The following is a 23,291-nucleotide window of genomic DNA, read 5'->3' as shown; positions in this document are numbered from 1 at the left end:
GAAGCCGCTAGATCATGACGTAATTACTGGCCACTTAATACCCTCGCCGGATCAATTCGGCTTGCGCGACGCGCCGGATACCAGCTTGCCAGCAGACTCAGTAAAAGTGCTGTAACCAGCACATAAAAAACGTCCAGCCAGTGCAGTTCAGACGGCAGGAAGTCAATAAAGTAGATATCACCCGACAGGAACCGGTGACCAATAAGCTTTTCGATCCCGTTGATAATCGGGGTCAGCTGCAGGGAAACCACCACGCCAATCACCACGCCGCACAGGCTGCCGAACAGCCCCGCCAGCAAACCGTACCAGACGAAGATGGCGCGAATAAGACCGTCTTTCGCCCCCAGCGTACGCAGCACGGCGATGTCGCCGCTCTTGTCCTTGACCGCCATTACCAGCGTCGAGACGATATTAAAGCACGCCACACCAATCACCAGCACCATCGCCAGATACATGATGGCGCGGATCATCTGGATATCACGGTACATATAGCCGTAAGTGCCGATCCAGCTTTTGATGTAGACATAGTTATTGGTCACGCTGCCCGCGTCGCGTACCAGCTTGTTGGCGTTAAAGACGTCATTCACCTTGATGGCAATGCCCGTCACGCTGTCAGCCATGTCGAGATACTGGCGCGCATCTTCCATCGGCACCATCGCAAAGCTGTGATCGAGCTGACCGCTCAGCTGAAGAATACCGGTGACGTGCAGGCGCACGCGCTTAGGCTGCTGCAGTTTGTGGTCGGCGCTGGCGTTCGGGATCATGATCGACACCCAGTCGCCCTGCTTCACCTTCAGGGCATCGGCCACGCCTTTACCCATGATGATCTGCTGTTCGCCGGCCTTAAAGTTGGCCCACGCGCCGTTCTGCACATAGTTTGGCAGCGCGCTGAGACGCGCTTCCTGGGCGGGGTTGACCCCTTTTACCTGAATGGCGCGCAGGTTTACCCCGCTCTCCACCAGCCCGGTAAAGTTAATGTAGGGCGCGGCCGCGGCAATGCCCGGCACCTTTTCGACTTTGGCGAGCGCATCGCTCCAGTTAGTCCACGGCTGGTTAACCGGCTCGATCTCCCCGTGCGGCACTACCGCTAGAATGCGGTTATTCAGCTCGCGCTCAAAGCCGTTCATGGCGCTCAAGCCGACAATCAGCACCGCCACGCCGAGCGCAATGCCGATGGTCGAGATGACGGAGATCAGCGACACCATGCCGCCGCGACGGCGGCCGCGGCTAAAACGTAAACCGATGAGTAAGGATAAGGGTGACGCCATTACTCTGCTCCCATCAGGGTCAGTTCCGCGTTCAGATGGCCGTCGCGCATCTCAAGCTGACGCCCCATGCGTTTTGCCAGCTGCAGATCGTGGGTCACGACCAGAAACGCGGTCCCCTGCGAGGCGTTCAGCTCGCCCAGAAGCTGGAAAATACTGTCCGCATTGCGGGCATCCAGGTTACCGGTAGGCTCATCCGCCAGCACCAGACGCGGGTTGTTGACCAGCGCACGGGCAATCGCCACGCGCTGGCGCTCGCCTCCGGAAAGTTCAGAGGGACGATGGTTACCGCGATGGCCCAGGCCTACCGCTTTCAGCATGTCGCTGGCGCGAGCGTTAATTTCTGCCGGTTTCTTTTTACCAATCAGCAGCGGCATCGCCACGTTTTCCAGCGCCGTGAAATCCGGCAGCAGGTGGTGGAACTGGTAGATAAAGCCCAGCTCGCGGTTGCGCAGCTCGGCCTTCGCCGCGGAGGACATTTTGCTCATCGGCTGGCCGGAGAAAATCACGTCGCCCTCGGTTGGCGTATCCAGCCCGCCCAGCAGGTGCAGCAGCGTACTTTTGCCCGAGCCGGAGCTGCCAACAATCGCCATCATCTCGCCTTCGCCCACGCTGAAGCTCACATTGTGCAGCACGTCGGTTTGCACAGTGCCTTCCTGATAGCGTTTGGACAGGTTGTCGCATTGCAACAGGATCTTATTCATAACGTAAAGCCTCAGCGGGTTGAGTGGCGGCAGCGCGCCAGGAAGGATAAAGCGTAGAAAGCAGCGCAATGGCCATCGCGGCCAGCGCAATACCGACCACCTGCAGCGGCTCGATAGCCACCGGCAGCGCCGCGCCGTCGAGCAGGGCGCCGATGATCGGCATTAAGTTATTAAGCTGGCTGGCAAGCAAGGCCCCCAGTACGGCGCCGAGCAGCGCGCCGATGATGCCTGCGCTGGCCCCCTGCACCATAAATACCGCCATGATCTGGCGCGGCGTGAGCCCCTGGGTTTGCAGAATGGCGACTTCGCCCTGCTTCTCCATCACCATCAGGCCCAGCGAGGTAATGATGTTAAATGCGGCCACGGCCACGATCAGGCTCAGCAGCAGCCCCATCATGTTTTTTTCCATCCGCACGGCCTGGAACAGTTCGCCTTTGCGATCGCGCCAGTCCTGCCATTTGGTGCCGTCCGGCAGTTTTTGCTGGCTGAGGGTATCGACCTTCAGCGGCGCGTCGAGCCACAGGCGCCAGCCGGTAATATTCCCTGCCGGGTAGCGCATCAGGCGTGAAGCGTCCTGAATGTTAACCAGCATCTGATAGCCATCGACTTCGCTGTTGGCGGCAAAGGTACCAATCACGTTGAACAGGCGCTGGCTTGGCAGGCGCCCCATCGGCGTAAACTGGCTGGCAGAAGGCACCATCACGCGCAGCTGGTCGCCACGGTTGACGCCAAGCTGGCCGGCAAGCTGTTCGCCCAGAATCACGTTGTATTTTCCGGCTTCCAGATCGGTCTGCTTCACGTTAACCAGATACGGCGTCAGCGGATCGTTTTGCGCCGGGTCAATACCCAGCATCACGCCGACCGCCACGCTGCGGGCGCTTTGCAGCACCACGTCACCGGTCGTCAACGGCGCTACGCGCGTGACGCCCTGTAACTTCGCCGCGCTTTCCGGCAGCTGTTGCGGGTTAACCGAACCGTTGGATGATGAAAGAACGGCCTGCGGCATCAGCCCCAGGATGTTGTTTTGCAGCTCGCGCTCAAAACCATTCATGACGGAAAGCACCGTCACCAGTGCCATCACGCCAAGCGTAATGCCAATAGTCGAAAGCCAGGAGACAAAGCGACCGAAGCGGTCCGCGGCGCGCCCACGCATGTAACGTAAGCCTATGAAGAGTGCGACAGGTTGATACATGAAATCCGTCTGTTTGCTGATAGCAGACCCACGAGTATATAAGCGAATCCGTTAAGCGTAAATGACTGAAACAGTAAGCTTTGGTAATCATTCTTCCGAAAAATTCAGATAAATCAGAGTGCTATTGTCTGAATACTCACCTCGCAACCTCCACCTTTTCCGAAAAACCGCCGGATACAGACTGTTACCCATTACATCCCGGCTTCGTTTTACAACAATTGCTCGTTCGTTTATGGCAATAAGGTAGTGGCGAACAATGAAGCAAAAAGCATTATGGATTAACCAGATAAAAGGGCTGTGTATCTGCCTGGTGGTTATCTATCATTCGGTTATCACGTTTTATCCGCATCTGTTCGGGCTACAACACCCGCTCTCCGGCCTTCTCGCCAAATGCTGGGTCTATTTTAACCTCTATCTCGCACCGTTTCGTATGCCGGTCTTCTTCTTTATCTCCGGCTATCTGATCCGTCGTTATATTGACGAGGTGAACTGGCGAACCAGTCTCGATAAACGGATCTGGAGCATTGTCTGGGTCCTGGCGCTGTGGGGCGTTCTGCAATGGCAGGCGTTGACCCACCTGAACGCCTGGCTGGCGCCCGAGCGTGAGCTTGCCACCTCGTCGAACGCGGCCTACGCCGACTCGTTCTCAGGCTTTGTGCTGGGGATGATCACCGCCAGCACCAGCCTGTGGTATCTGTATGCCCTGGTGGTCTACTTCACGCTGTGTAAACTGCTGAGCCGCTGGAAGCTGCCGGTACTGGGACTGCTGGCGCTGGCGAGCATCGCGATTAACTTCCTGCCGCTGCCGTGGTGGGGAATGAACAGCGTGGTCCGCAACATGATCTACTACAGCCTCGGGGCGTGGTATGGCGCAGAGCTGATGGCGTGGATGAAAAGCCTCAACCTGCGCCGCATCTGGCTGGCAACCGGGGCTTTCGCCGCCGTCTCCGTGGTGCTGTGGTTTGCTAACGTTCCGCTGCTGCTCTCATTGCTGTCGATTGTGCTGATCATGAAGCTGTTCTACAGCCTTGAGCAGCGCTACGCCGTTAACCAGAACAATCTGCTGAACGTGATTGGCTCCAATACCATTGCGATTTATACCACCCACCGCATCCTGATTGAGGCCTTTAGCCTGTTCCTGATTGGCGAAATGAATGCCGCCTCGTGGCCGGTCTGGGGAGAGCTCACCCTGGTGCTGGTCTACCCATTTGCCAGCCTGCTTATCTGTACCCTTGCCGGGCTCGGAGTGCGTAAAATCTCCACCGCGCTTTTTGGAGACGTTTTCTTCTCTCCTCCGTCTACGCTGACCCTGTCACCTTCAACGCGTTAATGCCCTCTCCGCCCCCGTTTTGGGGGCGTTTAGCCCTGCCGTGCGGTTACGATTTGCTTATGTAAAACGATCGAGGATAATAAAGACATTGCGTATCAGTGATATGCCCCAATACTGTTGGTATATCCATAAGAGACTCTGACATAGCCATGCCTGAACACTATCGTTATTCCTTGCCTGTCAAAGCGGGCGACCAGCGCCAGCTGGGTGAACTCACGGGCGCGGCGTGCGCCACGCTGGTGGCGGAAATCGCCGAGCGTCATCCAGGCCCGGTGATTCTGGTTGCCCCCGATATGCAAAACGCCCTGCGCCTGCACGATGAAATTCGCCAGTTCACCGATAGCCTGGTGTTCAGCCTGGCCGACTGGGAGACGCTGCCGTATGACAGCTTCTCTCCGCATCAGGAGATTATCTCCTCGCGCCTGTCGACGCTCTATCAGCTGCCGACCATGCAACGCGGCGTGCTGATTGTGCCGGTGAACACCCTGATGCAGCGTGTCTGTCCGCACAGCTATCTGCACGGTCACGCGCTGGTGATGAAAAAAGGCCAGCGCCTGTCCCGTGATGCCCTGCGCGCGCAGCTTGACGGTGCCGGCTATCGCCACGTCGACCAGGTGATGGAGCACGGGGAATACGCCACCCGCGGCGCGCTGCTCGACCTTTACCCGATGGGCAGCGATCAGCCGTATCGTCTGGACTTTTTCGATGATGAAATCGACAGCCTGCGCGTATTCGACGCCGACACGCAGCGCACGCTGGAAGAGGTGGAGTCCATCAATTTACTGCCCGCGCATGAGTTCCCCACGGACAAAACCGCTATTGAACTGTTCCGCAGCCAGTGGCGCGATAAGTTCGAGGTGAAGCGCGACGCGGAACATATTTATCAGCAGGTCAGTAAAGGCACGCTTCCTGCCGGGATCGAATACTGGCAGCCGCTGTTCTTCAACGAGCCGCTGCCTGCCCTGTTCAGCTACTTCCCGGCGAATACGCTGATTGTCAACACCGGGGATATCGACGCCAGCGCCAGCCGCTTTGAGAGCGAAACCCGCGCCCGCTTTGAAAACCGTGGCGTTGATCCGATGCGTCCGCTGCTGCCGCCGGAAGCGCTGTGGCTGCGCACCGACGAGCTCAACGCCGAGCTGAAGCGCTGGCCGCGCATGCAGCTGAAAACCGATTCGCTTGCCGATAAGGCCGCCAATACCAACCTCGCCTTCCGGACGCTGCCGGACCTGGCCGTTCAGGCGCAGCAGAAATCTCCGCTGGATAATCTGCGCAAGTTCCTGGAGTCCTTCACCGGCCCGGTGGTGTTCTCCGTTGAGAGTGAAGGCCGCCGTGAAGCGTTAGGTGAGCTGCTGGGACGCATTAAGGTGGCGCCGAAGCGCATCCTGCGCCTGAGCGAAGCGACCGGAAACGGTCGTTACCTGATGATTGGTGCCGCCGAGCACGGGTTCATCGACACGCTCAACAACCTGGCGCTGATTTGCGAAAGCGACCTGCTGGGCGAGCGCGTCGCGCGCCGCCGTCAGGATAGCCGTCGGACCATCAACCCGGACACGCTGATCCGTAACCTGGCCGAGCTGCATCCTGGCCAGCCGATTGTTCACCTGGAACACGGCGTTGGGCGCTATCAGGGGATGACCACGCTGGAAGCGGGCGGCATCAAAGGTGAATACCTGATGCTCACCTACGCTAACGACGCCAAACTGTATGTCCCGGTCTCCTCCCTGCATCTGATCAGCCGCTACGCGGGCGGCGCCGAAGAGAATGCGCCGCTGCACAAGCTGGGCGGCGATGCCTGGGCGCGCGCGCGCCAGAAGGCGGCGGAAAAAGTGCGCGACGTGGCAGCAGAGCTGCTGGATATCTACGCCCAGCGCGCGGCCAAACAGGGCTTCGCCTTTAAGCACGATAAAGAACAGTACCAGCTGTTCTGCGACAGCTTCCCGTTTGAAACCACGCCGGATCAGGCCCAGGCCATCAACGCCGTGCTGAGCGACATGTGCCAGCCGCTGGCTATGGACCGCTTAGTCTGCGGCGACGTCGGCTTCGGTAAAACCGAAGTGGCAATGCGCGCCGCCTTCCTTGCGGTGGAAAACAACAAGCAGGTGGCGGTGCTGGTGCCGACCACCCTGCTCGCTCAGCAGCACTTCGACAACTTCCGCGACCGTTTCGCCAACTGGCCGGTACGTATCGAGATGCTCTCGCGTTTTCGCAGCACCAAAGAACAGACGCAGATCCTCGAACAGGCAAGCGAAGGTAAAATCGATATTCTGATCGGCACCCACAAGCTGCTGCAAAGCGACGTGAAGTGGAAAGATCTGGGGCTGCTGATCGTCGACGAAGAGCACCGCTTCGGGGTGCGCCACAAAGAGCGCATCAAAGCGATGCGCGCCGACGTCGATATCCTGACCCTGACCGCGACGCCGATCCCGCGAACCCTCAACATGGCGATGAGCGGCATGCGCGATCTGTCGATTATCGCCACGCCGCCGGCGCGCCGTCTGGCGGTAAAAACCTTCGTCCGCGAGTACGATAATCTGGTGGTGCGGGAGGCTATTCTGCGTGAAGTGCTGCGCGGAGGTCAGGTCTACTATCTCTACAACGACGTGGAAAACATACAGAAAGCCGCGGACAGGCTGGCGGAGCTGGTGCCGGAAGCGCGCATCGCTATCGGTCACGGGCAGATGCGCGAGCGCGAGCTGGAACGGGTAATGAACGACTTCCACCACCAGCGCTTTAACGTGCTGGTGTGCACCACCATCATTGAGACCGGGATCGACATTCCGACGGCGAACACCATCATCATTGAGCGTGCGGATCACTTTGGCCTGGCGCAGCTTCACCAGCTGCGCGGCCGCGTCGGGCGTTCGCACCATCAGGCCTACGCCTGGCTGCTGACGCCGCATCCGAAAGCGATGACCACCGACGCGCAAAAGCGTCTGGAAGCCATCGCCTCGCTGGAAGACCTCGGGGCAGGCTTTGCGCTGGCCACGCACGATCTCGAGATCCGCGGAGCCGGCGAGCTGCTGGGTGAAGACCAGAGCGGCTCCATGGAGACCATCGGCTTCTCGCTCTATATGGAGCTGCTGGAAAACGCGGTTGATGCCCTGAAGGCCGGACGCGAGCCGTCGCTGGAAGATCTTACCAGCCAGCAGACCGAGGTCGAGCTGCGTATGCCTTCCCTGCTGCCGGACGATTTTATTCCTGACGTGAATACCCGACTGTCGTTCTACAAGCGCATCGCCAGCGCGAAGAAGGAGAACGAGCTGGAAGAGATCAAGGTGGAACTGATCGACCGCTTTGGTCTGCTGCCCGATCCGGCGAGAAATTTGCTGGATATCGCGAGGCTGCGCCAGCAGGCGCAAAAGCTGGGGATCCGCAAGCTCGAAGGCAATGAAAAAGGCGGCGTGATTGAATTCGCCGAGAAGAATCACGTCAACCCGATGTGGCTGATCGGCCTGCTGCAAAAACAGCCGCAGCATTTCCGTCTGGATGGTCCAACCCGTCTCAAATTTACCCAGGAGCTGACGGAGCGCAAAACCCGTATGGACTGGGTGCGTAACTTTATGCGCCAGCTGGAAGAGAACGCGATCGCATAACCTCCCTCCCCCCTGTTAACTGAGGAATTTCATGTAGTTTATTAACCGGAAGCGATGAAAGTTGCTTCCGGAAAATGAACAGCTTACAGCGACACCCTGGTCCGGCTGTAAATCGCTGAGGCGTTTCCTGCAGGCCGGGGCGAGGCGCAGGGATGCGCCGAGAGGGCGGGCTTTACAGGGATGTTACCTCCGCCCGTCCCCGATAAGCCGGAAGGAATAAGCCGAAGGTACCGCGTAGCGGCGATTTACCGCCGGGAGCCCGGGTCGCCAGGGTGGTGGCGATTGAGCCACCCTGGCACGTTCACAGGTCATGTCGTTACAGAGCAGCAAGGAACATAAAGTGAACGGAATGACCACCAGAGCCGTATCTTCCCCCTCACCCCAGCCCTCTCCCTCAATGGAGAGGGGGGCGTCCGTACAGGCATTATTTTATGGGGATCCCTTCCCCTGTTAGCCCAGCGCTACGGAGAGACAATTTACAAACTCTTTGCACTTCACCCGATCTTCCCGACATACCCATTCGCCATAATTATGTTTAACGCCTTATAAAACAATAACCTTATCATTTACATGGATTATGGTGATGATGACCTCTTCGCGTTTTACTCGCTGGATGACCCTGTTTGCGCTGGCAGCCACCGTCGCGGTTGCGCTTCCCGCTCGGGCAAACACCTGGCTCCTTCCCCCTCCCGGCAGCAATGTCGTGGGTGAAAACCGCTTTCATGTGGTTGAAAATAATGGTGGTTCACTGGAAGCGATTGCCAAAAAATATAACGTCGGTTTTCTGGCCCTGCTGCAGGCTAACCCCGGCGTCGACCCGTATGTCCCGCGCGCGGGCAGCGTACTGACCATCCCGTTACAGACTATCCTGCCGGACGCCCCGCGCGAGGGGATGGTGATAAACCTCGCCGAGCTGCGCCTGTACTATTACCCGCCGGGTAAAAATGAAGTCACCGTCTACCCTATCGGTATTGGTCAGCTGGGCGGCGACACGCTGACGCCAACGATGGTCACCACCGTCTCGGATAAACGCGCGAATCCAACCTGGACCCCGACGGCCAACATTCGTGCCCGCTATAAGGCCCAGGGGATCGATCTTCCTGCCGTGGTGCCGGCTGGTCCGGATAACCCGATGGGGCACCACGCGATACGCCTCGCGGCATACGGCGGCGTCTACCTGCTGCACGGAACGAATGCGGACTTTGGCATCGGCATGCGCGTCAGCTCCGGCTGTATTCGTCTGCGCGATGACGATATCAAAACGCTGTTTAACGTCGTTACGCCGGGAACTAAAGTGAATATTATCAATACGCCGATTAAGGTTTCAGAGGAGCCCGGCGGCGTGCGGCTGGTTGAGATCCATCAGCCGTTATCGAAAAACATTGGCGACGATCCGCAGACGCTGCCCATTAACCTGAATGCCGCGATGGTAAGCTTTAAAACGAATGCCAATACCAACAGCGTGGTGATGGAGCGCGCGATGGAAGCCCGGTCAGGTATGCCGACCGATGTCACCCGGCATCACGATGTCGTCCAGCAGTCGATGTAAATCAGAAATAAAAAAACGCCCTGCTGAGCAGGGCGTTTTTTATTGCAGTGGCATAAATGAGGGTTTATGCCCGGCTTATTTGTAGATGACAGCAGTGCCGTGCAGGGTGTTAGGACCGGTCACGGAGGTGATGCGGTAAGATTTTGCACCCATCTCTTGCGCTTTTTGTGCCAGCTGATCTTCCAGGGAACTCAGGTTAGTACCGGCAGAGGCAGAGATTGTCCCAACTTTATGCTGGTCAGCAGGGGTGGATTGCACCTGTACAGCAGCAAAGCTTGCGAAAGAGAGTGAACTCAGAACAGCGGCAGCGATGAGAGTTTTTACGTTTTTCATGATGTTTACCTTTAGCAGATGAATTTGGAGGTCGTTAATCATTTAGTTAACGATCGATAGGTAAATCATAAATGTGATCCAGGTCACGCGTCAACATAATTTTATAACGAGCGTTAATTTAATTTTAAAATTGTTATTTTTCATACATATATGATTAATTTATTTTTAAGCATTCTGCACTGGTGGTGGGTTGCGTTTATTTTTATAATGGTCATTCACCAAACCAACAGAGGACCAACGGCAAATGACAACCGATGTCACGAGTTGTGCGAAGAAAAGCCGTGGCCGACCAAAAGTGTTTGACAGGGATGCAGCGCTTGATAAGGCCATGACTCTCTTCTGGCAACATGGGTATGAAGCAACCTCGCTTTCCGATCTGGTAGAAGCCACCGGAGCCAAAGCGCCGACGCTGTATGCCGAATTTACCAATAAAGAGGGGCTGTTCAGGGCGGTGCTGGACAGATACATTTCGCGCTTTGCGGCGAAACACGAAGCCCAGCTGTTCTGCGAAGAGAAAAGCGTTGAACAGGCGCTTCGCGACTATTTCACCGCCGTCGCGACCTGCTTTACCAGTAAAGAGACGCCTGCGGGCTGCTTTATGATTAACACATCTGCCACCCTTGCGGCGTCCTCCAAAGAGATTGCTAATACGGTGAAGTCACGGCATGCCATGCAGGAGGAGACGCTCAGCGCCTTTCTGGCTCAGCGCCAGCAGCGCGGTGAAATCCCTGCGCAATGCAACCCTCAGCTGCTGGCACAATACCTGAGCTGTATTTTGCAGGGGATGTCGATCAGCGCCCGTGAAGGGGCCACGCTGGAAAAACTGCAGCATATTAGCGAAACCACGCTGCGGCTGTGGCCTGAGCTACTGAAAATCTGAAGCAAAAAAAAGCTCCTCAGCCTGAGCGCATGAGGAGCTAAATTCAGAGAACATCTTTTTTACACTTTGTTATTCAGAACCAGCTGGCCGTTTCCATCCAGTGGAATTTGCGTGCCCGGGTCTTTATCCATGCGGATTTTGCCCTGCTGATCGCCAATTTTGTACGTCACGTCATAGCCCAGCATTTTTTCCGACTTGTCATAGACTGTTTTGCAGCGTTGCTGAGTCGTGGTGTAGGTATCATTATCCTGCATCGCGCCCTGCACCTGGTTACCGGCATAGCCGCCACCCAGCGCGCCGACCACGGTCGCTACGTCTTTACCCCGGCCGCCGCCAAACTGATGACCAATCACGCCACCCGCTACCGCACCCAGAACAGAACCGGCGATGCGGTTTTCATCCTGCACCGGACGACGGTGCGTCACGGAAACGTTGCGGCACTCCTGACGAGGGGTTTTTACGGTTTCTTTAATCGGTGTAGCAGAAACCACCTGTGCATACTGCGGGCCGCGATCTAATACGTTGAGACTGGCAACGGCAGCCACACCTAACGCAGCCGCGACGCCAATCCCTATACCCGCCAACATTGATTTATTCACGGGACTTCCTCCTTTGTTGCTATTGGTAACAATTTTGCAATGGAGGCACGGCTTCGCCAATAAGATAAAGGATCAAAAAAGGGGCGTTGAGAGGAGATATATTGTATTTAGGAGAACTCTTAAGCAGTCAAACTGTGATCTACAGCATGAAATGCTAAAAACTCCCTCCGGAGGGCCCGGAGGGAGTGAAAGATTAGTGCAGCTTCAGACGCGGACGGATCACGCGGTTGATTCTGCCCACCAGCATCATTAGCCCGGTTTTGAAGTAGCCGTGCAGCGCAATCTGGTGCATGCGGTACAGGGAGATATACACGAAGCGGGCAATGCGCCCTTCTACCATCATTGAGCCGCGCATCAGGTTGCCCATCAGGCTGCCGACGGTAGAGAAGTTTGACAGCGACACCAGTGAACCGTGGTCTTTGTAGACATAGGCTTTCATTGGCTTGCCTTTGTACTGCGCCAGAATGTTGTGCAGCACCAGGCTTGCCATCTGGTGAGCGGCCTGCGCGCGCGGCGGCACGAATCCACCTTCAGGACGCGCGCAGGAGGCGCAGTCACCGATGGCAAAGATTTCAGGATCGCGCGTGGTTTGCAGCGTTGGCTCGGTTACCAGCTGGTTAATGCGGTTGGTTTCCAGACCGCCGATCTCTTTCATAAAGTCAGGCGCTTTGATACCAGCCGCCCAGACCATCAGATCCGCTTTGATATACTCGCCGTCTTTGGTGTGCAGGCCGCCTTCGTCGGCGCTGGTCACCATGGTCTGCGTCAGCACCCGCACACCCAACTTGGTGAGCTCATTGTGCGCCGCACCGGAAATACGCGGAGGCAGCGCAGGCAGGATGCGTTCACCGGCTTCAACCAGCGTGACGTTCAGCGCTTCGTTAGTTAACCCTTTGTAGCCGTAGCTGTGCAGCTGTTTCACCGCATTGTGCAGCTCCGCTGACAGCTCAACGCCCGTCGCGCCGCCGCCGACAATAGCGATATTAACCTTACCGTTCGCACCCATATTGCTGGTGTACTTCAGGAATAGGTTCAGCATTTCCTGATGGAAACGACGCGCCTGGTGCGGGTTATCGAGGAAGATACAGTGCTCTTTCACGCCCGGCGTGTTGAAGTCGTTGGAGGTACTGCCCAGCGCCATGACCAGCGTGTCGTACGCCAGTTTACGCTCGGGAACCAGCAGCTCCCCTTTTTCATCGCGCAGCTCTGCCAGGGTGATGGTTTTGCTTTCACGGTTGATGTCCACCACCGAGCCCAGCTGGAACTGGAAATGATGGTTGCGCGCGTGCGCCAGATAGCTGAGCGCGTCCACGCCCTCATCCAGAGAACCGGTCGCCACTTCGTGCAGCAGCGGTTTCCACAGGTGGCTGTGGTTACGATCCACCAGCGTAATTTTGGCTTTTTTACCGCGACCCAGCTTCTTGCCCAGCTGTGTAGCCAGCTCCAGCCCGCCAGCACCACCGCCTACAATCACTATCTTTTTCAATGGCGTAGTCAACGTGACCCCCTCAAATTATTAACCAATTGTTAATTAAAAGTTATAAAAATAACCCTTAATTAACAACAGGTTACAGCACTGAAACCATTCAGGTGCATTGAGAATACCACGTCAGGCGCATTGGTCATACCAAAATTGATATGCATCAAGTTTTGATGGCTTAAAAGTAGACAATTCTGGACAAAAAGAAAGCCCGGTACGCTTTCGCGGCCGGGCTTTGATGCATCGGGTAATTGATTAACCCAGCGTTTTAAACGCTTTGATACGCTGCAGATGCGGAGAGATGTTTTTGAACTTGTGGGTCTGTTCTTCGTCCCAGACGATCTCATAGTAATGATGCAGGAGCTCTGCTGCCCGATGGCTGTTGAGCGCTTCATCATTACGCGAAAGGATCACCAGGCAGCGGTCGCGGTTTTTCTCACGGAAGTTGCTCACGCACTTGGTCGCAATATCGACATACTCTTCCGGGCGGTCAATTTTGCCTTCCATGTTCTCGTTCGGGAACAGATTAGGATTGAACACCACCTGGCGAATGTCGCACAGGAAGCCAATCCGCTCCGCCCAGTAGCCGCCCAGCCCCACGCCGCAAATCAACGGGCGATCGTCGACGTTGAGCTGCAGCATCTTGTCCACCTCTTTGAGCAGATGCTGCATATCATGCTTCGGATGGCGCGTGCTGTAGCTGATCAACCGTACATCCGGATCGATAAACTGCAGCTGCAGCACCTTCTCATGATTACCAGGACTGTTTGAGTCAAAACCGTGTAAATAGATGATCATTGTCTTCTCACCACGCTACGCCTTCCGGGAGGGTTTACAGGCTGGCTTTATGTGCCTGCCAGCGCTCATTCAGGTCTTCAAGCCGGGCGTTGACCGTCTTCCAGCGCGCCGAATCCATCAGCTCCTGACGGCTAAATGAACCTTTATGATACAATTGTGTAACACGCTCTGCATTGATCGGCGACAGGTTATCCAGCACGCTAACGGCACCTTTACGATTATTGCAGACCAGGATCATATCGCAACCCGCATCCAGAGATGCCTGACCGCGTTCAGCGTAGCTGCCCATGATCGCGGCCCCTTCCATCGACAAATCGTCAGAGAAAATCACGCCGTTGAAGCCCAGCTCCTGACGCAGAACGGTTTTCAGCCAGTGCGGAGAACCGCTGGCAGGACGCGGGTCGACGTCGCTGTAAATCACGTGCGCGGGCATAATGGCATCCAGCTTGTTATCGGTGATAAGCGACTGGAAAACCGACATATCTTTGGCGCGAATCTCCGCTTCCGGACGCGGATCGCGCGGGGTCTCTTTGTGAGAATCCGCCGTCACCGCCCCGTGACCCGGGAAGTGTTTCCCGGTGGTTTTCATGCCTGCGTCGTGCATGCCGTCGATGAACCGGGTGGCCATTGCCAGCGCAATACGAGGGTCTTCATGGTATGAACGCTCGCCAATGGCAGCGCTGATATGCCCTACATCCAGCACCGGGGCAAAGCTGATGTCGATATCCATGGCAATCATTTCGCTGGCCATCAGCCAGCCGGCCTCCTGCGCCAGTTTTCCACCCTCTTCCGTGCCGAGCAGCGCGGCAAATGACTGGGCTGCCGGGAGACGGGTAAAACCGTCGCGAAAACGCTGCACTCGCCCGCCTTCCTGATCGACGGCCATCACCAGATGATTGCGCGACGCGGCGCGGATCTGACGCACCAGCTCACGCAGCTGCGCCGGATCGTGATAGTTGCGGGTAAACAGGATCAGGCCACCCACCAGCGGATGCGCCAGAATTTCGCGCTCCTCCGCATCCAGCTCAAACCCTTCTACATCCAACATGACTGGACCCACATCCACCTCTCTTATCCTTTAGTTTGTAACTGACGCCAGGCATCGTCTGCCAGCGCAATAAATTGTTTGTCTCTGGACTGCCGATAGCGCATTTCAAACCAGCCAGCCATTAACATGACGACCCAGGGCTGCCAGCGCCTGACCTGACGCCTCAGCGCATCGGGGTCAATATGTGCCACCCGGGCGTATTCCCTGATGAGCATCTGCCGCGCGGCTTCACTTTCCGTCCAGACTGCCGCCAGCTCCAGCGCCACATCGCCATCTCCGGCATACTCCCAGTCGATAAGCCTGATGCCCGCTGGCGTATGAACAATATTCCCGGCATGAACATCCATATGCAACGGCGCGAGCCGAATCGGCTGCGGCTCGCCCGTTTTACGCAGCCGCTTAAGACGTGCCAGCCACACTGGAGTACGCCTGTCTGGCAGGGCTTGCTGCCAGTAATGTTCCAGCAGAGGGAATAACGTCGTTCGCCACCCCAGGCGTGGCTGCTGGTGCAGATGATACAGCATCGCCGCAAGCTTCGGCGTGTCCGGCAGCGCGCTTTTAACTTCACCGTCCAGATAGTCCACGGCCATCCAGCCCTGTCTGAAAAAACGAGGGGCAGGCACGAGATCTGACGGAAGACGTCTCAGGGCACGAAACTGACGACGGAAATGGGAGGCAGGCGCGTCGGGGTCGTGATTTTGCCGCAAGACCAGACGTCGTTCGCCCTGCTCTATAATGCAACTCGCGCCGCCAAGCCCGGAATGGGCCTGCGGCGCGATAAGGCGGTACTGAGGAAAATAGCGCGTCAGAATCTCTTCACGCGTGCTGTCATTGTTGCGTAACCGCACCTTTACCTGACCAGATAATTTCGCCTGTCTGAACCAGCATCAGCTGCATCTGCAGGGCTGGGGTATTCACGTTACCGGTGGCGTTAGAGTACAGCACATACTGTGCGCCAACGTTACGGGCAATGCCGATCGCCTTGCTGCGGGTGCCGAGGCTATCCTGCGGCGACAGGCCCAGCTGCTGTTTGGCGACCGCGAGCTGCTGAGCCGAGACCAGCGTAAACTTGCCGTTGTTAGCCAGAGCATTGCGCAGGGTTTCCGTGGCTTCACCCGCGTTCAGCGAACCGTTGGTACGGTTGTTGACGCTGTCGACCAGCAACACGCTGCCCGCCGTCACGCCCTGCGCCTGCAGCATTTTGCCTACCATCGGCTGCATAGCCCCGTTCCAGTCGTAATGGCGCACGCGCGGCGTGGGCTGTGACGTCTGGTCCGGATGTTCAATCGGGCCTGGCTGCGCCGGAATAGACGGTACAGACGGCACGGTTGGCTGCTGCTGCGTTGGCGGCGTCGGCTGTTCAGTACCCGGTTTAGCCTCTTCCACAGGCGCAGGCTGTTCAGTTCGGGTCACACACCCTGCAAGAAACAGAGCGAAAGCTGTCACGAGCGCATAGCGGCTCAAATTTTTAATCAAGGTTCACCCCTCAGAGATAAAGATAAAGTCTCACCTTATGTGCACCCAGATAGTTGGCGCTGCCATAGAGCGTTACCGACGACCTGGCCGGAATGGTGACGCTGCGCGGCGCCTCCAGCGGATGCATTTCAAGACCTCTTACGTCATACCAGAAAAAACGGTAGTGGACCGTCACGGGTTCATGTCTTTCATTAAAGAGCGTAGAGGAGGCAGATGAGTTGATTTCACTGATGGTCAACGCGGGCTGTTGCGCCGTGATGCCCGCGGCAAGCACGGAAGATTCCATGACCAGCGTCTGTTCATCATTCACGGGGATCGCCGGACGCGAGCTGCACCCCACAATCATCATCGCCATTACCAGCGCTGCAATACGCCCTTTCAGCATGTCAAAGACCTTTATGTGCCAGCATCGGCCCCAGAGGACGACCACCCAGCAGATGCATGTGAATATGATAAACTTCCTGGCCACCATGGCGGTTGCAGTTCATGATCAGACGGTAACCGTCTTCTGCAATCCCTTCCTGTTCAGCGATTTTGGCAGCCACCGTCAGCATACGACCTAACGCCACTTCATGCTCGGTTTTTACGTCGTTTACAGTCGGAATCAGAATATTGGGAATGATAAGGATGTGCGTCGGGGCCTGAGGGGAAATGTCCCGGAAAGCCGTCACCAGTTCATCCTGATAGACGATATCTGACGGAATTTCGCGGCGGATAATTTTACTGAAAATCGTTTCTTCAGCCATGACCTTTTCCTTTTTTGTTTAATCTGGCGCAATGCGTCCGCTGTAAACACACTCCCGGGATCGGTGTGTGACACAATCCAAGAGTATGAGCGAGTTTCTCCTGTCCTTTCAACCTCCTCCCTCGATTTCTTTCCTGAATGTTCATCAGCTGACTGAAGAGTGACCGCTCTCGCGTCTCAGTGGCGTTTTTTAAGACACAAATAAAAAAGGCAGCCATTCGGCTGCCTTAGTCTCCCCAGGTCACAACTTAGTTGCTGCGGATGTACTCATCCATTTCGGTTTTCAGGTTATCGGATTTGGTACCGAAGATTGCCTGTACACCAGAACCTGCAACAACTACGCCCGCTGCGCCCAGTTTTTTCAGACCCGGCTGGTCTACTTTCGCTACGTCGGCAACGCTCACACGCAGACGAGTGATGCACGCGTCCAGGTTAGTGATGTTCTCTTTACCGCCGAACGCTGCGACCAGTGCCGGAGCCATTTCGCTGGTAGCGCCAGCTTTGCTGTCTTCTGTCGCATCTTCACGACCCGGAGTTTTCAGGTCCAGTGCTTTAATCAGCACGCGGAAGATGGTGTAGTAAACAACGGCATAGCACGCACCCACGATTGGGAACAGCCACAGTTTGCTGCTGTTACCGGACAGAACGATAAAGTCGATCAGACCGTGAGAGAAGGACGTACCGTCACGCATACCCAGCAGGATACAGATTGGGAACGCCAGGCCCGCCAAAATCGCGTGGATAACGTACAGGATCGGCGCAACGAACATGAAGGAGAACTCGATCGGCTCGGTGATACCGGTCAGGAACGAGGTCAGCGCTGCGGAGATCATGATACCGCCCACTTTTGCACGGTTCTCTGGCTTAGCAGAGTGCCAGATAGCAATCGCCGCTGCCGGCAGACCGTACATTTTGAACAGGAAGCCACCAGACAGTTTACCTGCAGTTGGGTCGCCCGCCATATAACGTGGGATATCGCCGTGGAATACCTGGCCTGCTGCGTTGGTGAATTCACCAATCTGCATCTGGAATGGAACGTTCCAGATGTGGTGCAGACCGAATGGCACCAGGCAACGCTCGATGAAGCCGTAGATACCAAACGCCACAACCGGGTTCTGGTAAGCAGCCCACTGAGAGAAGGTCTGGATAGCAGAGCCGATTGGTGGCCAGATGAAGGACAGGATCACGCCAGTGAAAATCGCTGCCAGACCAGAGATGATCGGAACGAAACGCTTGCCCGCGAAGAAGCCCAGATACTCAGGCAGCTTGATGCGATAGAAGCGGTTAAACATATACGCTGCAATCGCACCGGAGATGATACCGCCCAGAACACCGGTGTCCGCCAGGTGTTTCGCGGCGATCTCTTCTGCCGGTAAATGCAGAACCAGCGGCGCAACCACAGCCATGGTTTTCACCATGATGCCGTAGGCAACCACTGCAGCCAGCGCAGAAACGCCGTCGTTATTGGTGAAGCCCAGAGCCACACCGATCGCGAAGATCAGTGGCATGTTAGCAAAGACAGAACCGCCTGCTTCGGCCATCACGTGGGACACTACGGCTGGCAGCCAGCTGAAGTTAGCAGAACCGACACCCAGCAGGATACCTGCGATAGGCAGTACGGATACTGGCAGCATCAGCGATTTACCGACCTTTTGCAGGTTAGCAAATGCATTCTTAAACATAATTGAGAGTGCTCCTGAGTATTTGTGCTTTTTTTACGCTTTCACGCATTGGCCCGGGGGGAGTACCGTGCCGTGGACAGGACATCTAAGCGCCCTTTATTTATTACACAGAGTAAAATAATTCCCTCTGAGTTTGTTTGACGGCTATCACGTTTCAGCTTAAGGCGGTCGAAAAACTTTCAGTTATTTACAAAAAGCATGTCCGGATGTGTCTAAATACACACTCACCGCCCCAAATGAGGCGGTGAACTTTACTCGCTTTACTTATTAATTACGAGCCTAAAAAAAACAGGTGTATCAGACAGATTGCAGGCGGGCGGGGTCGATATGGAACAGCGTGGAGAAGTTTTCCGTCGTCACGCGGGCCAGCTCATCGATGCTGACGCCCTTCAGTACGGCCATGTACTCAGCCACGTCTCTCGTCATAGCGGGCTGGTTCTCTTTACCGCGATGCGGTACCGGTGCCAGGTACGGAGAATCCGTCTCCACCAGAATACGATCGAGCGGAACATAACGCGCAGCATCACGCAGCTGCTCAGCGTTACGGAACGTCACGATCCCCGAAAACGAGATATAAAACCCCAAATCAAGCAGCTTCCCCGCCGTTTCTCTGTCTTCTGTGAAACAGTGTAGTACGCCACCACAATCCGTCACGTTTTCTTCCCGGAGGATTGCCAGGGTATCCGCACGCGCATCGCGGGTGTGGACGATAACCGGCTTGTTCAGTTCCCGGCCAATGCGAATATGATTGCGGAAGGACTCCTGCTGGCGCGGTTTGGTTTCCGGCGTGTAAAAATAGTCCAGCCCGGTCTCGCCCATCGCCACCACGCCCTCTTCGGCTGCCAGTCGGCGCAGATCCTCAACGTCGTAGGCCTCGTCCTGATTCAACGGATGTACGCCGCAGGAGAACACCACGTTATCGCGAACGCCCACCAGCTCACGCATGGAGCGATAGCCCGGCAGCGTGGTCGCCACCGCAAGACAGAATTTCACATCGCGGGCAGCGGCTTTTGCCAGCACGTCATCCACGTTTTTATGCAGGGATTGATAATCCAGGCCATCAAGATGGCAGTGTGAGTCGACTAAAAACATAATGTCTCTCTCAGAGATGGGAAACTGGCGGTGTGACGCCGGGTTGCAGGTAATGTTCGATACGCAGTAACTGGTCGGTCAGTAAAAGCTCGCGATTAAGACCCGTCACGGTTAAAAGCTGTTCACGGCTCTGGCAAATTTCATGGAGCATCGCGTGAAGAACCGTCCCTGAGAGCCGGTTCGCCAGCGTATTCACCAGTGGCCACGCGTCCGGGTTAGTCAGCAGCGTTGCCCCCTGCTGGATTTTGAGCGCATCCAGCAGCAAGGAGGCCAGCCAGTGCAGACGCTCAACGGCCCGATCGCTGTTAAGCGCAGGCAGTAAACTTAGCCAGTCCTGACTGTTCAGTGAGGCATCCAGGGCCCGGCAGAGCGTTTCTCGCTCTGACCAGACATCAGGCTGCAGTAGTGCCAGCGCCGCCGCGGGCGCGCCGCTGCTCAGGCGCAATGCGGACAGCGCGCTCTCAGGTGACGTTGTCACCTCCCGTTCAAGCCAGCTCAGCGCCCACGATTCCTGAGGTACTGCAAGGTGATGAAGACGACAGCGGCTGCGCAACGTCGCCAGCAATCGTCCCGGGTCACGGCATGAGAGGAAAAACCACGTTTTAACCGGCGGCTCTTCCAGGGTTTTAAGCAGGGCGTTAGCCGCCGCCTCGGTAAGCAGCGTGGCGTCTTTAAGCCAGACCACTTTTGCGCCGCCCAGTCGCGCATGTTCATACAATTTTTCACTGACTTCACGCACGGCATCAATACCGAGCGCGCTTTTGCCCTTCTCAGGCTCAAGGGTGTAGTAGTCAGGATGCGTCCCCGCCTGCATGAGCTGGCAGCCACGGCATTTACCACAGCTCTTGTGCCCTTCCTGCTGCTGACACATCAGAAAACGGGTGATGGCATAAATCAGCGCATCATCACCCATCCCTGGCAATGCCTGAATCAGTAACGCATGATGCCCCCGACCTGCCTGATAGCTGCCGATCAGCTGTTCAAAGTGTGGGCGCAACCATGGATACCATTTCATGCCTGCTGCTCCTGCACCCACTGCGTAATGGTGTGCTGAATGTCGCGCGTGACGTTGTCCAGGGACTGCGTCGCATCGATGGTACAAATTGAGCTGTCCTGTGCGGCCAGCTCAAGATAGCGCGCGCGGGTGCGGTTAAAGAAATCAAACGACTCTTGTTCAATGCGGTCCAGCTCGCCGCGCGCGCGGGCACGCTTGAGGCCCACTTCCGGGGTCACATCCAGATAAAGCGTCAGGTCGGGGCGAAAATCACCCAATACGGCATTACGCAGCGTTGCGAGCATTGTCTGGTCGATGCCGCGTCCTCCGCCCTGATACGCCTGAGTCGACAGATCGTGACGGTCGCCGATCACCCACTTGCCCTCGGCCAGGGCGGGTTTGATCACCGTCTCAACCAGCTGAACGCGCGCCGCGTAGAACATCAGCACTTCGGCCTTGTCAGTGATAACTTCGTCGCCGACGGATTTGATATCCAGCACCAGGCTGCGCAGCTTTTCAGCCAGCTGCGTGCCGCCCGGCTCGCGGGTAAATACCATGTCCGCCACGCCAAGCGCTTTAAGCGTATCCACCACCACGTTGCGGGCAGTGGTTTTACCCGCCCCTTCGAGTCCCTCAATGACAATGTATTTACTGCGCATTTTTTTCCTTAAGTGCCTTCAGATAGTCCTGAACAGAGCGATTATGGCTGACAAGGTTGGTGTTAAAGGTATGTCCCCCTTTTCCATCTGCCACAAAATAGAGATACGGTGTTTTAGCCGGATGCGCGGCGGCTTTAAGCGACGCCTCGCTCGGCGTGGCAATCGGGCCCGGCGGTAAACCGCTAATCACGTAGGTATTATACGCCGTTGGCGTCTCCAGATCTTTTCTTGATATCTTGCCAGTGTAGCTCTCGCCCATGCCGTAGATTACGGTAGGGTCGGTTTGCAGACGCATGCCGATGCGCAGACGGTTGATAAATACTGACGCCACCCGATCGCGCTCAGCAGCGACGGCCGTCTCTTTCTCGATGATCGAGGCCATGGTGACGAACTGGTTCGGATCGCTGTAAGGCAATCCTTCCATCCGCCCTTCCCAGGCGGCATCTACGGCTGCAACCATTTTTTTGTGCGCCCGCTTCAGGATAGCCACATCGGTCGTGCCTGCCGTGTACATCCAGGTGTCTGGCCAGAACCAGCCTTCCACCCATTCCGGATGTTCAAGCTTCAGCGCTTCTGCCACCGTCTGATAGCTATCGTCTTTTAAGGTATGTTTGATATACGGTGCGTCACGCAGCTGTTTGAGGTAATCGCTCAGACGCATCCCTTCCACAAACCGCAGAGGGAACTGGGCTTCTTTGCCGCTTTCCAGCAGCTGCAGCATCTCTCTGACGGTCATTCCCGGCGTAAAGCGATAGGTGCCGGCTTTGAAATGTGACAGCTCAGGCTCCACGCGCAATAGCCACTGGAATACCCGTGGACGATTAATAATCTTGTCGCCATAGAGCTGTTCCCCAAGCGCCTGACGGCCGGTTCCCGCTTTAAGGGTAAAGATCGTTTCGTCTTTAACCAGGATCTTGCTGTTCGCCAGCTGGCGAACTTTCCATACGCCAGCTCCGCCAGCGACGCCCAGCGCAACGATGAGGATAAGGACAAAGCGCAACATTTTTTTCATGACTATCTGGTTTGCTCACATATCGGGGCTAAAAACTGAAACAGTTCGCGCGAAGACCATCGTTGTTGGCCATACGCACGGACGGGTACAACAGGCATCAGCGCATTGCAGATGATGACTTCATCGGCGGTATGTAGCGCGGCTTCTCCTGCGCTAACTTCGACAACGCGAAAGCCAGAGCGTGCCAACTGTTGCAGACAAAACTGACGCATTAACCCATTTACGCCAGCGTGTTCCAGCGACGGAGTGAACACCTCTTCCCCCTGCCGCCAGAGTAAATTAGCCGCACAGCATTCCGTAATGAACCCTTCGCTGTCAAGAACCAGCGCCTCATCGGCGTCCGTCTGTTCAAGATGAGTACGAATGAGCACCTGCTCGAGGCGGTTGAGATGCTTAAGCCCGGCCAGCATCGGGTTTCGTCCCAGTCGTACTGGGCTCAGCGTCAGCGTGACGCCGTCTTCTCGCCAGCGAGAATAATGCGCGGGATAAGCAGAAACGGAGAGGATACGCGTTGGGTTGAGGCACGATGCAGCGCTGTAACCCCGGCCACCACTGCCGCGGCTGATGATGACTTTGAGTACGCCACTGTCCTTCCCGATTGCCAGCTGGCACATTTCCTGACGCAGCGTGTCCCAGTGCGTAAAGGGGATCATTAGCTTTTCACAGCCATGCTGCAGGCGTCGAATGTGCGCCTCCAGCAGGCAGACATCACCGGTCAGAATGCGCGCCGTCGTAAAGCAACCATCACCGAACTGTATCGCCCTGTCGCTGGCAGGCAGCGTGTCCTGCTCAAGGCCATTGATTAAAAACATGGTGGCTCCTTATGCGTGGGCAATTAGTCTGGCAGGATGTCATGC

22 protein-coding genes are annotated in these 23,291 nt (G+C 56.4%); 4 read left to right on the top strand and 18 right to left on the bottom strand.

The genetic code is table 11. The annotated features are described in order from the left end of the window. Positions 1-23: 23 nt before the first annotated feature. From lolE to lolC, 3 genes are read right to left on the bottom strand one after another with little or no spacing between them, the layout of a single operon-like run. The gene (gene lolE, locus ACMGGX_RS18085) at positions 24-1,268 is read right to left on the bottom strand and encodes a lipoprotein-releasing ABC transporter permease subunit LolE (protein WP_420298686.1); all 1,245 of its coding nucleotides are present in this window, start codon (positions 1,266-1,268) and stop codon (positions 24-26) included. After that, positions 1,268-1,969, bottom strand: a complete 702-nt coding sequence (lolD, locus tag ACMGGX_RS18080; RefSeq protein ID WP_010429765.1) for a lipoprotein-releasing ABC transporter ATP-binding protein LolD — start codon at positions 1,967-1,969, stop codon at positions 1,268-1,270. Before lolD ends, lolE begins: the two co-directional genes overlap by 1 nt. Beyond that, entirely contained in the window at positions 1,962-3,161 is a 1,200-nt protein-coding gene (gene lolC, locus ACMGGX_RS18075) for a lipoprotein-releasing ABC transporter permease subunit LolC (RefSeq protein ID WP_348560912.1), read from the bottom strand. Before lolC ends, lolD begins: the two co-directional genes overlap by 8 nt. Positions 3,162-3,417: 256 nt before the next feature. Here lolC and ACMGGX_RS18070 point away from each other — a divergent pair, with 256 nt between their 5' ends. The 3 genes from ACMGGX_RS18070 (at position 3,418) to ldtC (ending at position 9,636) form a co-directional block, all read left to right on the top strand. Beyond that, a complete protein-coding gene (locus ACMGGX_RS18070; protein ID WP_420298685.1) occupies positions 3,418-4,491 on the top strand; it encodes an acyltransferase family protein in 1,074 nt (357 codons plus the stop codon). 149 nt (positions 4,492-4,640) lie between these two features. Next, entirely contained in the window at positions 4,641-8,087 is a 3,447-nt protein-coding gene (gene mfd / locus ACMGGX_RS18065) for a transcription-repair coupling factor (RefSeq protein ID WP_023311167.1), read from the top strand. A 583-nt stretch (positions 8,088-8,670) separates the two neighbouring features. After that, positions 8,671-9,636, top strand: coding sequence for a L,D-transpeptidase LdtC (gene ldtC, locus ACMGGX_RS18060; protein ID WP_420298684.1), 966 nt, complete (start codon positions 8,671-8,673; stop codon positions 9,634-9,636). Between the two features lie 75 nt (positions 9,637-9,711). Here the strand turns inward: ldtC and bhsA are convergent, their stop codons facing one another. Next, a complete protein-coding gene (gene bhsA / locus ACMGGX_RS18055; protein WP_032639138.1) occupies positions 9,712-9,969 on the bottom strand; it encodes a multiple stress resistance protein BhsA in 258 nt (85 codons plus the stop codon). Between the two features lie 244 nt (positions 9,970-10,213). Here bhsA and ACMGGX_RS18050 point away from each other — a divergent pair, with 244 nt between their 5' ends. Continuing rightward, positions 10,214-10,849 carry a TetR/AcrR family transcriptional regulator gene (locus tag ACMGGX_RS18050; RefSeq protein ID WP_029739866.1) on the top strand — a complete coding sequence of 212 codons (636 nt, stop codon included), beginning with the start codon at positions 10,214-10,216 and terminating at the stop codon, positions 10,847-10,849. Positions 10,850-10,908: 59 nt separating this feature from the next. Here the strand turns inward: ACMGGX_RS18050 and ACMGGX_RS18045 are convergent, their stop codons facing one another. The 14 genes from ACMGGX_RS18045 to pabC form a co-directional block, all read right to left on the bottom strand. Continuing rightward, on the bottom strand, positions 10,909-11,448 hold the full coding sequence (locus ACMGGX_RS18045) for a glycine zipper 2TM domain-containing protein (RefSeq protein WP_008500779.1): 540 nt from the start codon (positions 11,446-11,448) through the stop codon (positions 10,909-10,911). Between the two features lie 193 nt (positions 11,449-11,641). Continuing rightward, complete coding sequence (locus ACMGGX_RS18040; RefSeq protein WP_023335290.1) at positions 11,642-12,946, bottom strand: NAD(P)/FAD-dependent oxidoreductase; 1,305 nt, start codon at positions 12,944-12,946, stop codon at positions 11,642-11,644. A gap of 237 nt (positions 12,947-13,183) precedes the next feature. Beyond that, positions 13,184-13,726 (bottom strand): alpha/beta hydrolase YcfP, encoded by a 543-nt coding sequence (gene ycfP, locus ACMGGX_RS18035; RefSeq protein ID WP_008500781.1) that lies wholly within the window; start codon positions 13,724-13,726, stop codon positions 13,184-13,186. A gap of 34 nt (positions 13,727-13,760) precedes the next feature. Further along, on the bottom strand, positions 13,761-14,786 hold the full coding sequence (gene nagZ / locus ACMGGX_RS18030; protein WP_420298766.1) for a beta-N-acetylhexosaminidase: 1,026 nt from the start codon (positions 14,784-14,786) through the stop codon (positions 13,761-13,763). Between the two features lie 11 nt (positions 14,787-14,797). Further along, entirely contained in the window at positions 14,798-15,622 is an 825-nt protein-coding gene (gene thiK, locus ACMGGX_RS18025; RefSeq protein ID WP_420298683.1) for a thiamine kinase, read from the bottom strand. Beyond that, positions 15,603-16,250 (bottom strand): penicillin-binding protein activator LpoB, encoded by a 648-nt coding sequence (lpoB, locus tag ACMGGX_RS18020; protein ID WP_023311160.1) that lies wholly within the window; start codon positions 16,248-16,250, stop codon positions 15,603-15,605. The genes thiK and lpoB overlap by 20 nt, the downstream gene beginning before the upstream one ends. 10 nt (positions 16,251-16,260) lie before the next feature. Next, a complete protein-coding gene (locus tag ACMGGX_RS18015) occupies positions 16,261-16,635 on the bottom strand; it encodes a YcfL family protein (protein WP_023311159.1) in 375 nt (124 codons plus the stop codon). 1 nt (position 16,636) lies between these two features. After that, positions 16,637-16,996, bottom strand: coding sequence for a purine nucleoside phosphoramidase (gene hinT, locus ACMGGX_RS18010; protein ID WP_006809243.1), 360 nt, complete (start codon positions 16,994-16,996; stop codon positions 16,637-16,639). A 247-nt stretch (positions 16,997-17,243) separates the two neighbouring features. Next, positions 17,244-18,677, bottom strand: a complete 1,434-nt coding sequence (gene ptsG, locus ACMGGX_RS18005; protein WP_023311158.1) for a PTS glucose transporter subunit IIBC — start codon at positions 18,675-18,677, stop codon at positions 17,244-17,246. Positions 18,678-18,974: 297 nt separating this feature from the next. Beyond that, positions 18,975-19,769, bottom strand: a complete 795-nt coding sequence (locus ACMGGX_RS18000) for a metal-dependent hydrolase (protein ID WP_029739870.1) — start codon at positions 19,767-19,769, stop codon at positions 18,975-18,977. A gap of 10 nt (positions 19,770-19,779) precedes the next feature. Further along, positions 19,780-20,784 (bottom strand): DNA polymerase III subunit delta', encoded by a 1,005-nt coding sequence (gene holB / locus ACMGGX_RS17995; protein ID WP_348560908.1) that lies wholly within the window; start codon positions 20,782-20,784, stop codon positions 19,780-19,782. Next, positions 20,781-21,422 (bottom strand): dTMP kinase, encoded by a 642-nt coding sequence (gene tmk / locus ACMGGX_RS17990; RefSeq protein WP_181594831.1) that lies wholly within the window; start codon positions 21,420-21,422, stop codon positions 20,781-20,783. Before tmk ends, holB begins: the two co-directional genes overlap by 4 nt. Continuing rightward, the gene (yceG, locus tag ACMGGX_RS17985; RefSeq protein WP_420298682.1) at positions 21,412-22,434 is read right to left on the bottom strand and encodes a cell division protein YceG; all 1,023 of its coding nucleotides are present in this window, start codon (positions 22,432-22,434) and stop codon (positions 21,412-21,414) included. Before yceG ends, tmk begins: the two co-directional genes overlap by 11 nt. Before the next feature lie 2 nt (positions 22,435-22,436). Then, a complete protein-coding gene (pabC, locus tag ACMGGX_RS17980; protein ID WP_348560907.1) occupies positions 22,437-23,246 on the bottom strand; it encodes an aminodeoxychorismate lyase in 810 nt (269 codons plus the stop codon). Positions 23,247-23,291: the final 45 nt, after the last annotated feature.

Source organism: Enterobacter sp. BNK-29 (assembly GCF_048684785.1).
GTDB lineage: Bacteria > Pseudomonadota > Gammaproteobacteria > Enterobacterales > Enterobacteriaceae > Enterobacter > Enterobacter cloacae_M.
Note: the sequence above shows the minus strand (reverse complement) of the source record. Positions and strands in the feature narration are given on the sequence as shown.

Excerpts from the sequence above, each read along its gene's own strand:
- lolE (WP_420298686.1), bottom strand. The coding sequence starts at position 1,268 with ATGGCGTCACCCTTATCCTTACTCATCGGTTTACGTTTTAGCCGCGGC.
- holB (WP_348560908.1), bottom strand. The coding sequence starts at position 20,784 with ATGAAATGGTATCCATGGTTGCGCCCACACTTTGAACAGCTGATCGGC.
- ACMGGX_RS18015 (WP_023311159.1), bottom strand. The coding sequence starts at position 16,635 with ATGCTGAAAGGGCGTATTGCAGCGCTGGTAATGGCGATGATGATTGTG.
- pabC (WP_348560907.1), bottom strand. The coding sequence starts at position 23,246 with ATGTTTTTAATCAATGGCCTTGAGCAGGACACGCTGCCTGCCAGCGAC.
- bhsA (WP_032639138.1), bottom strand. The coding sequence starts at position 9,969 with ATGAAAAACGTAAAAACTCTCATCGCTGCCGCTGTTCTGAGTTCACTC.
- ldtC (WP_420298684.1), top strand. The coding sequence starts at position 8,671 with ATGATGACCTCTTCGCGTTTTACTCGCTGGATGACCCTGTTTGCGCTG.
- lolD (WP_010429765.1), bottom strand. The coding sequence starts at position 1,969 with ATGAATAAGATCCTGTTGCAATGCGACAACCTGTCCAAACGCTATCAG.
- ycfP (WP_008500781.1), bottom strand. The coding sequence starts at position 13,726 with ATGATCATCTATTTACACGGTTTTGACTCAAACAGTCCTGGTAATCAT.
- mfd (WP_023311167.1), top strand. The coding sequence starts at position 4,641 with ATGCCTGAACACTATCGTTATTCCTTGCCTGTCAAAGCGGGCGACCAG.
- tmk (WP_181594831.1), bottom strand. The coding sequence starts at position 21,422 with ATGCGCAGTAAATACATTGTCATTGAGGGACTCGAAGGGGCGGGTAAA.
- ACMGGX_RS18070 (WP_420298685.1), top strand. The coding sequence starts at position 3,418 with ATGAAGCAAAAAGCATTATGGATTAACCAGATAAAAGGGCTGTGTATC.
- ptsG (WP_023311158.1), bottom strand. The coding sequence starts at position 18,677 with ATGTTTAAGAATGCATTTGCTAACCTGCAAAAGGTCGGTAAATCGCTG.
- ACMGGX_RS18000 (WP_029739870.1), bottom strand. The coding sequence starts at position 19,769 with ATGTTTTTAGTCGACTCACACTGCCATCTTGATGGCCTGGATTATCAA.
- hinT (WP_006809243.1), bottom strand. The coding sequence starts at position 16,996 with ATGGCTGAAGAAACGATTTTCAGTAAAATTATCCGCCGCGAAATTCCG.
- lolC (WP_348560912.1), bottom strand. The coding sequence starts at position 3,161 with ATGTATCAACCTGTCGCACTCTTCATAGGCTTACGTTACATGCGTGGG.
- yceG (WP_420298682.1), bottom strand. The coding sequence starts at position 22,434 with ATGAAAAAAATGTTGCGCTTTGTCCTTATCCTCATCGTTGCGCTGGGC.
- ACMGGX_RS18050 (WP_029739866.1), top strand. The coding sequence starts at position 10,214 with ATGACAACCGATGTCACGAGTTGTGCGAAGAAAAGCCGTGGCCGACCA.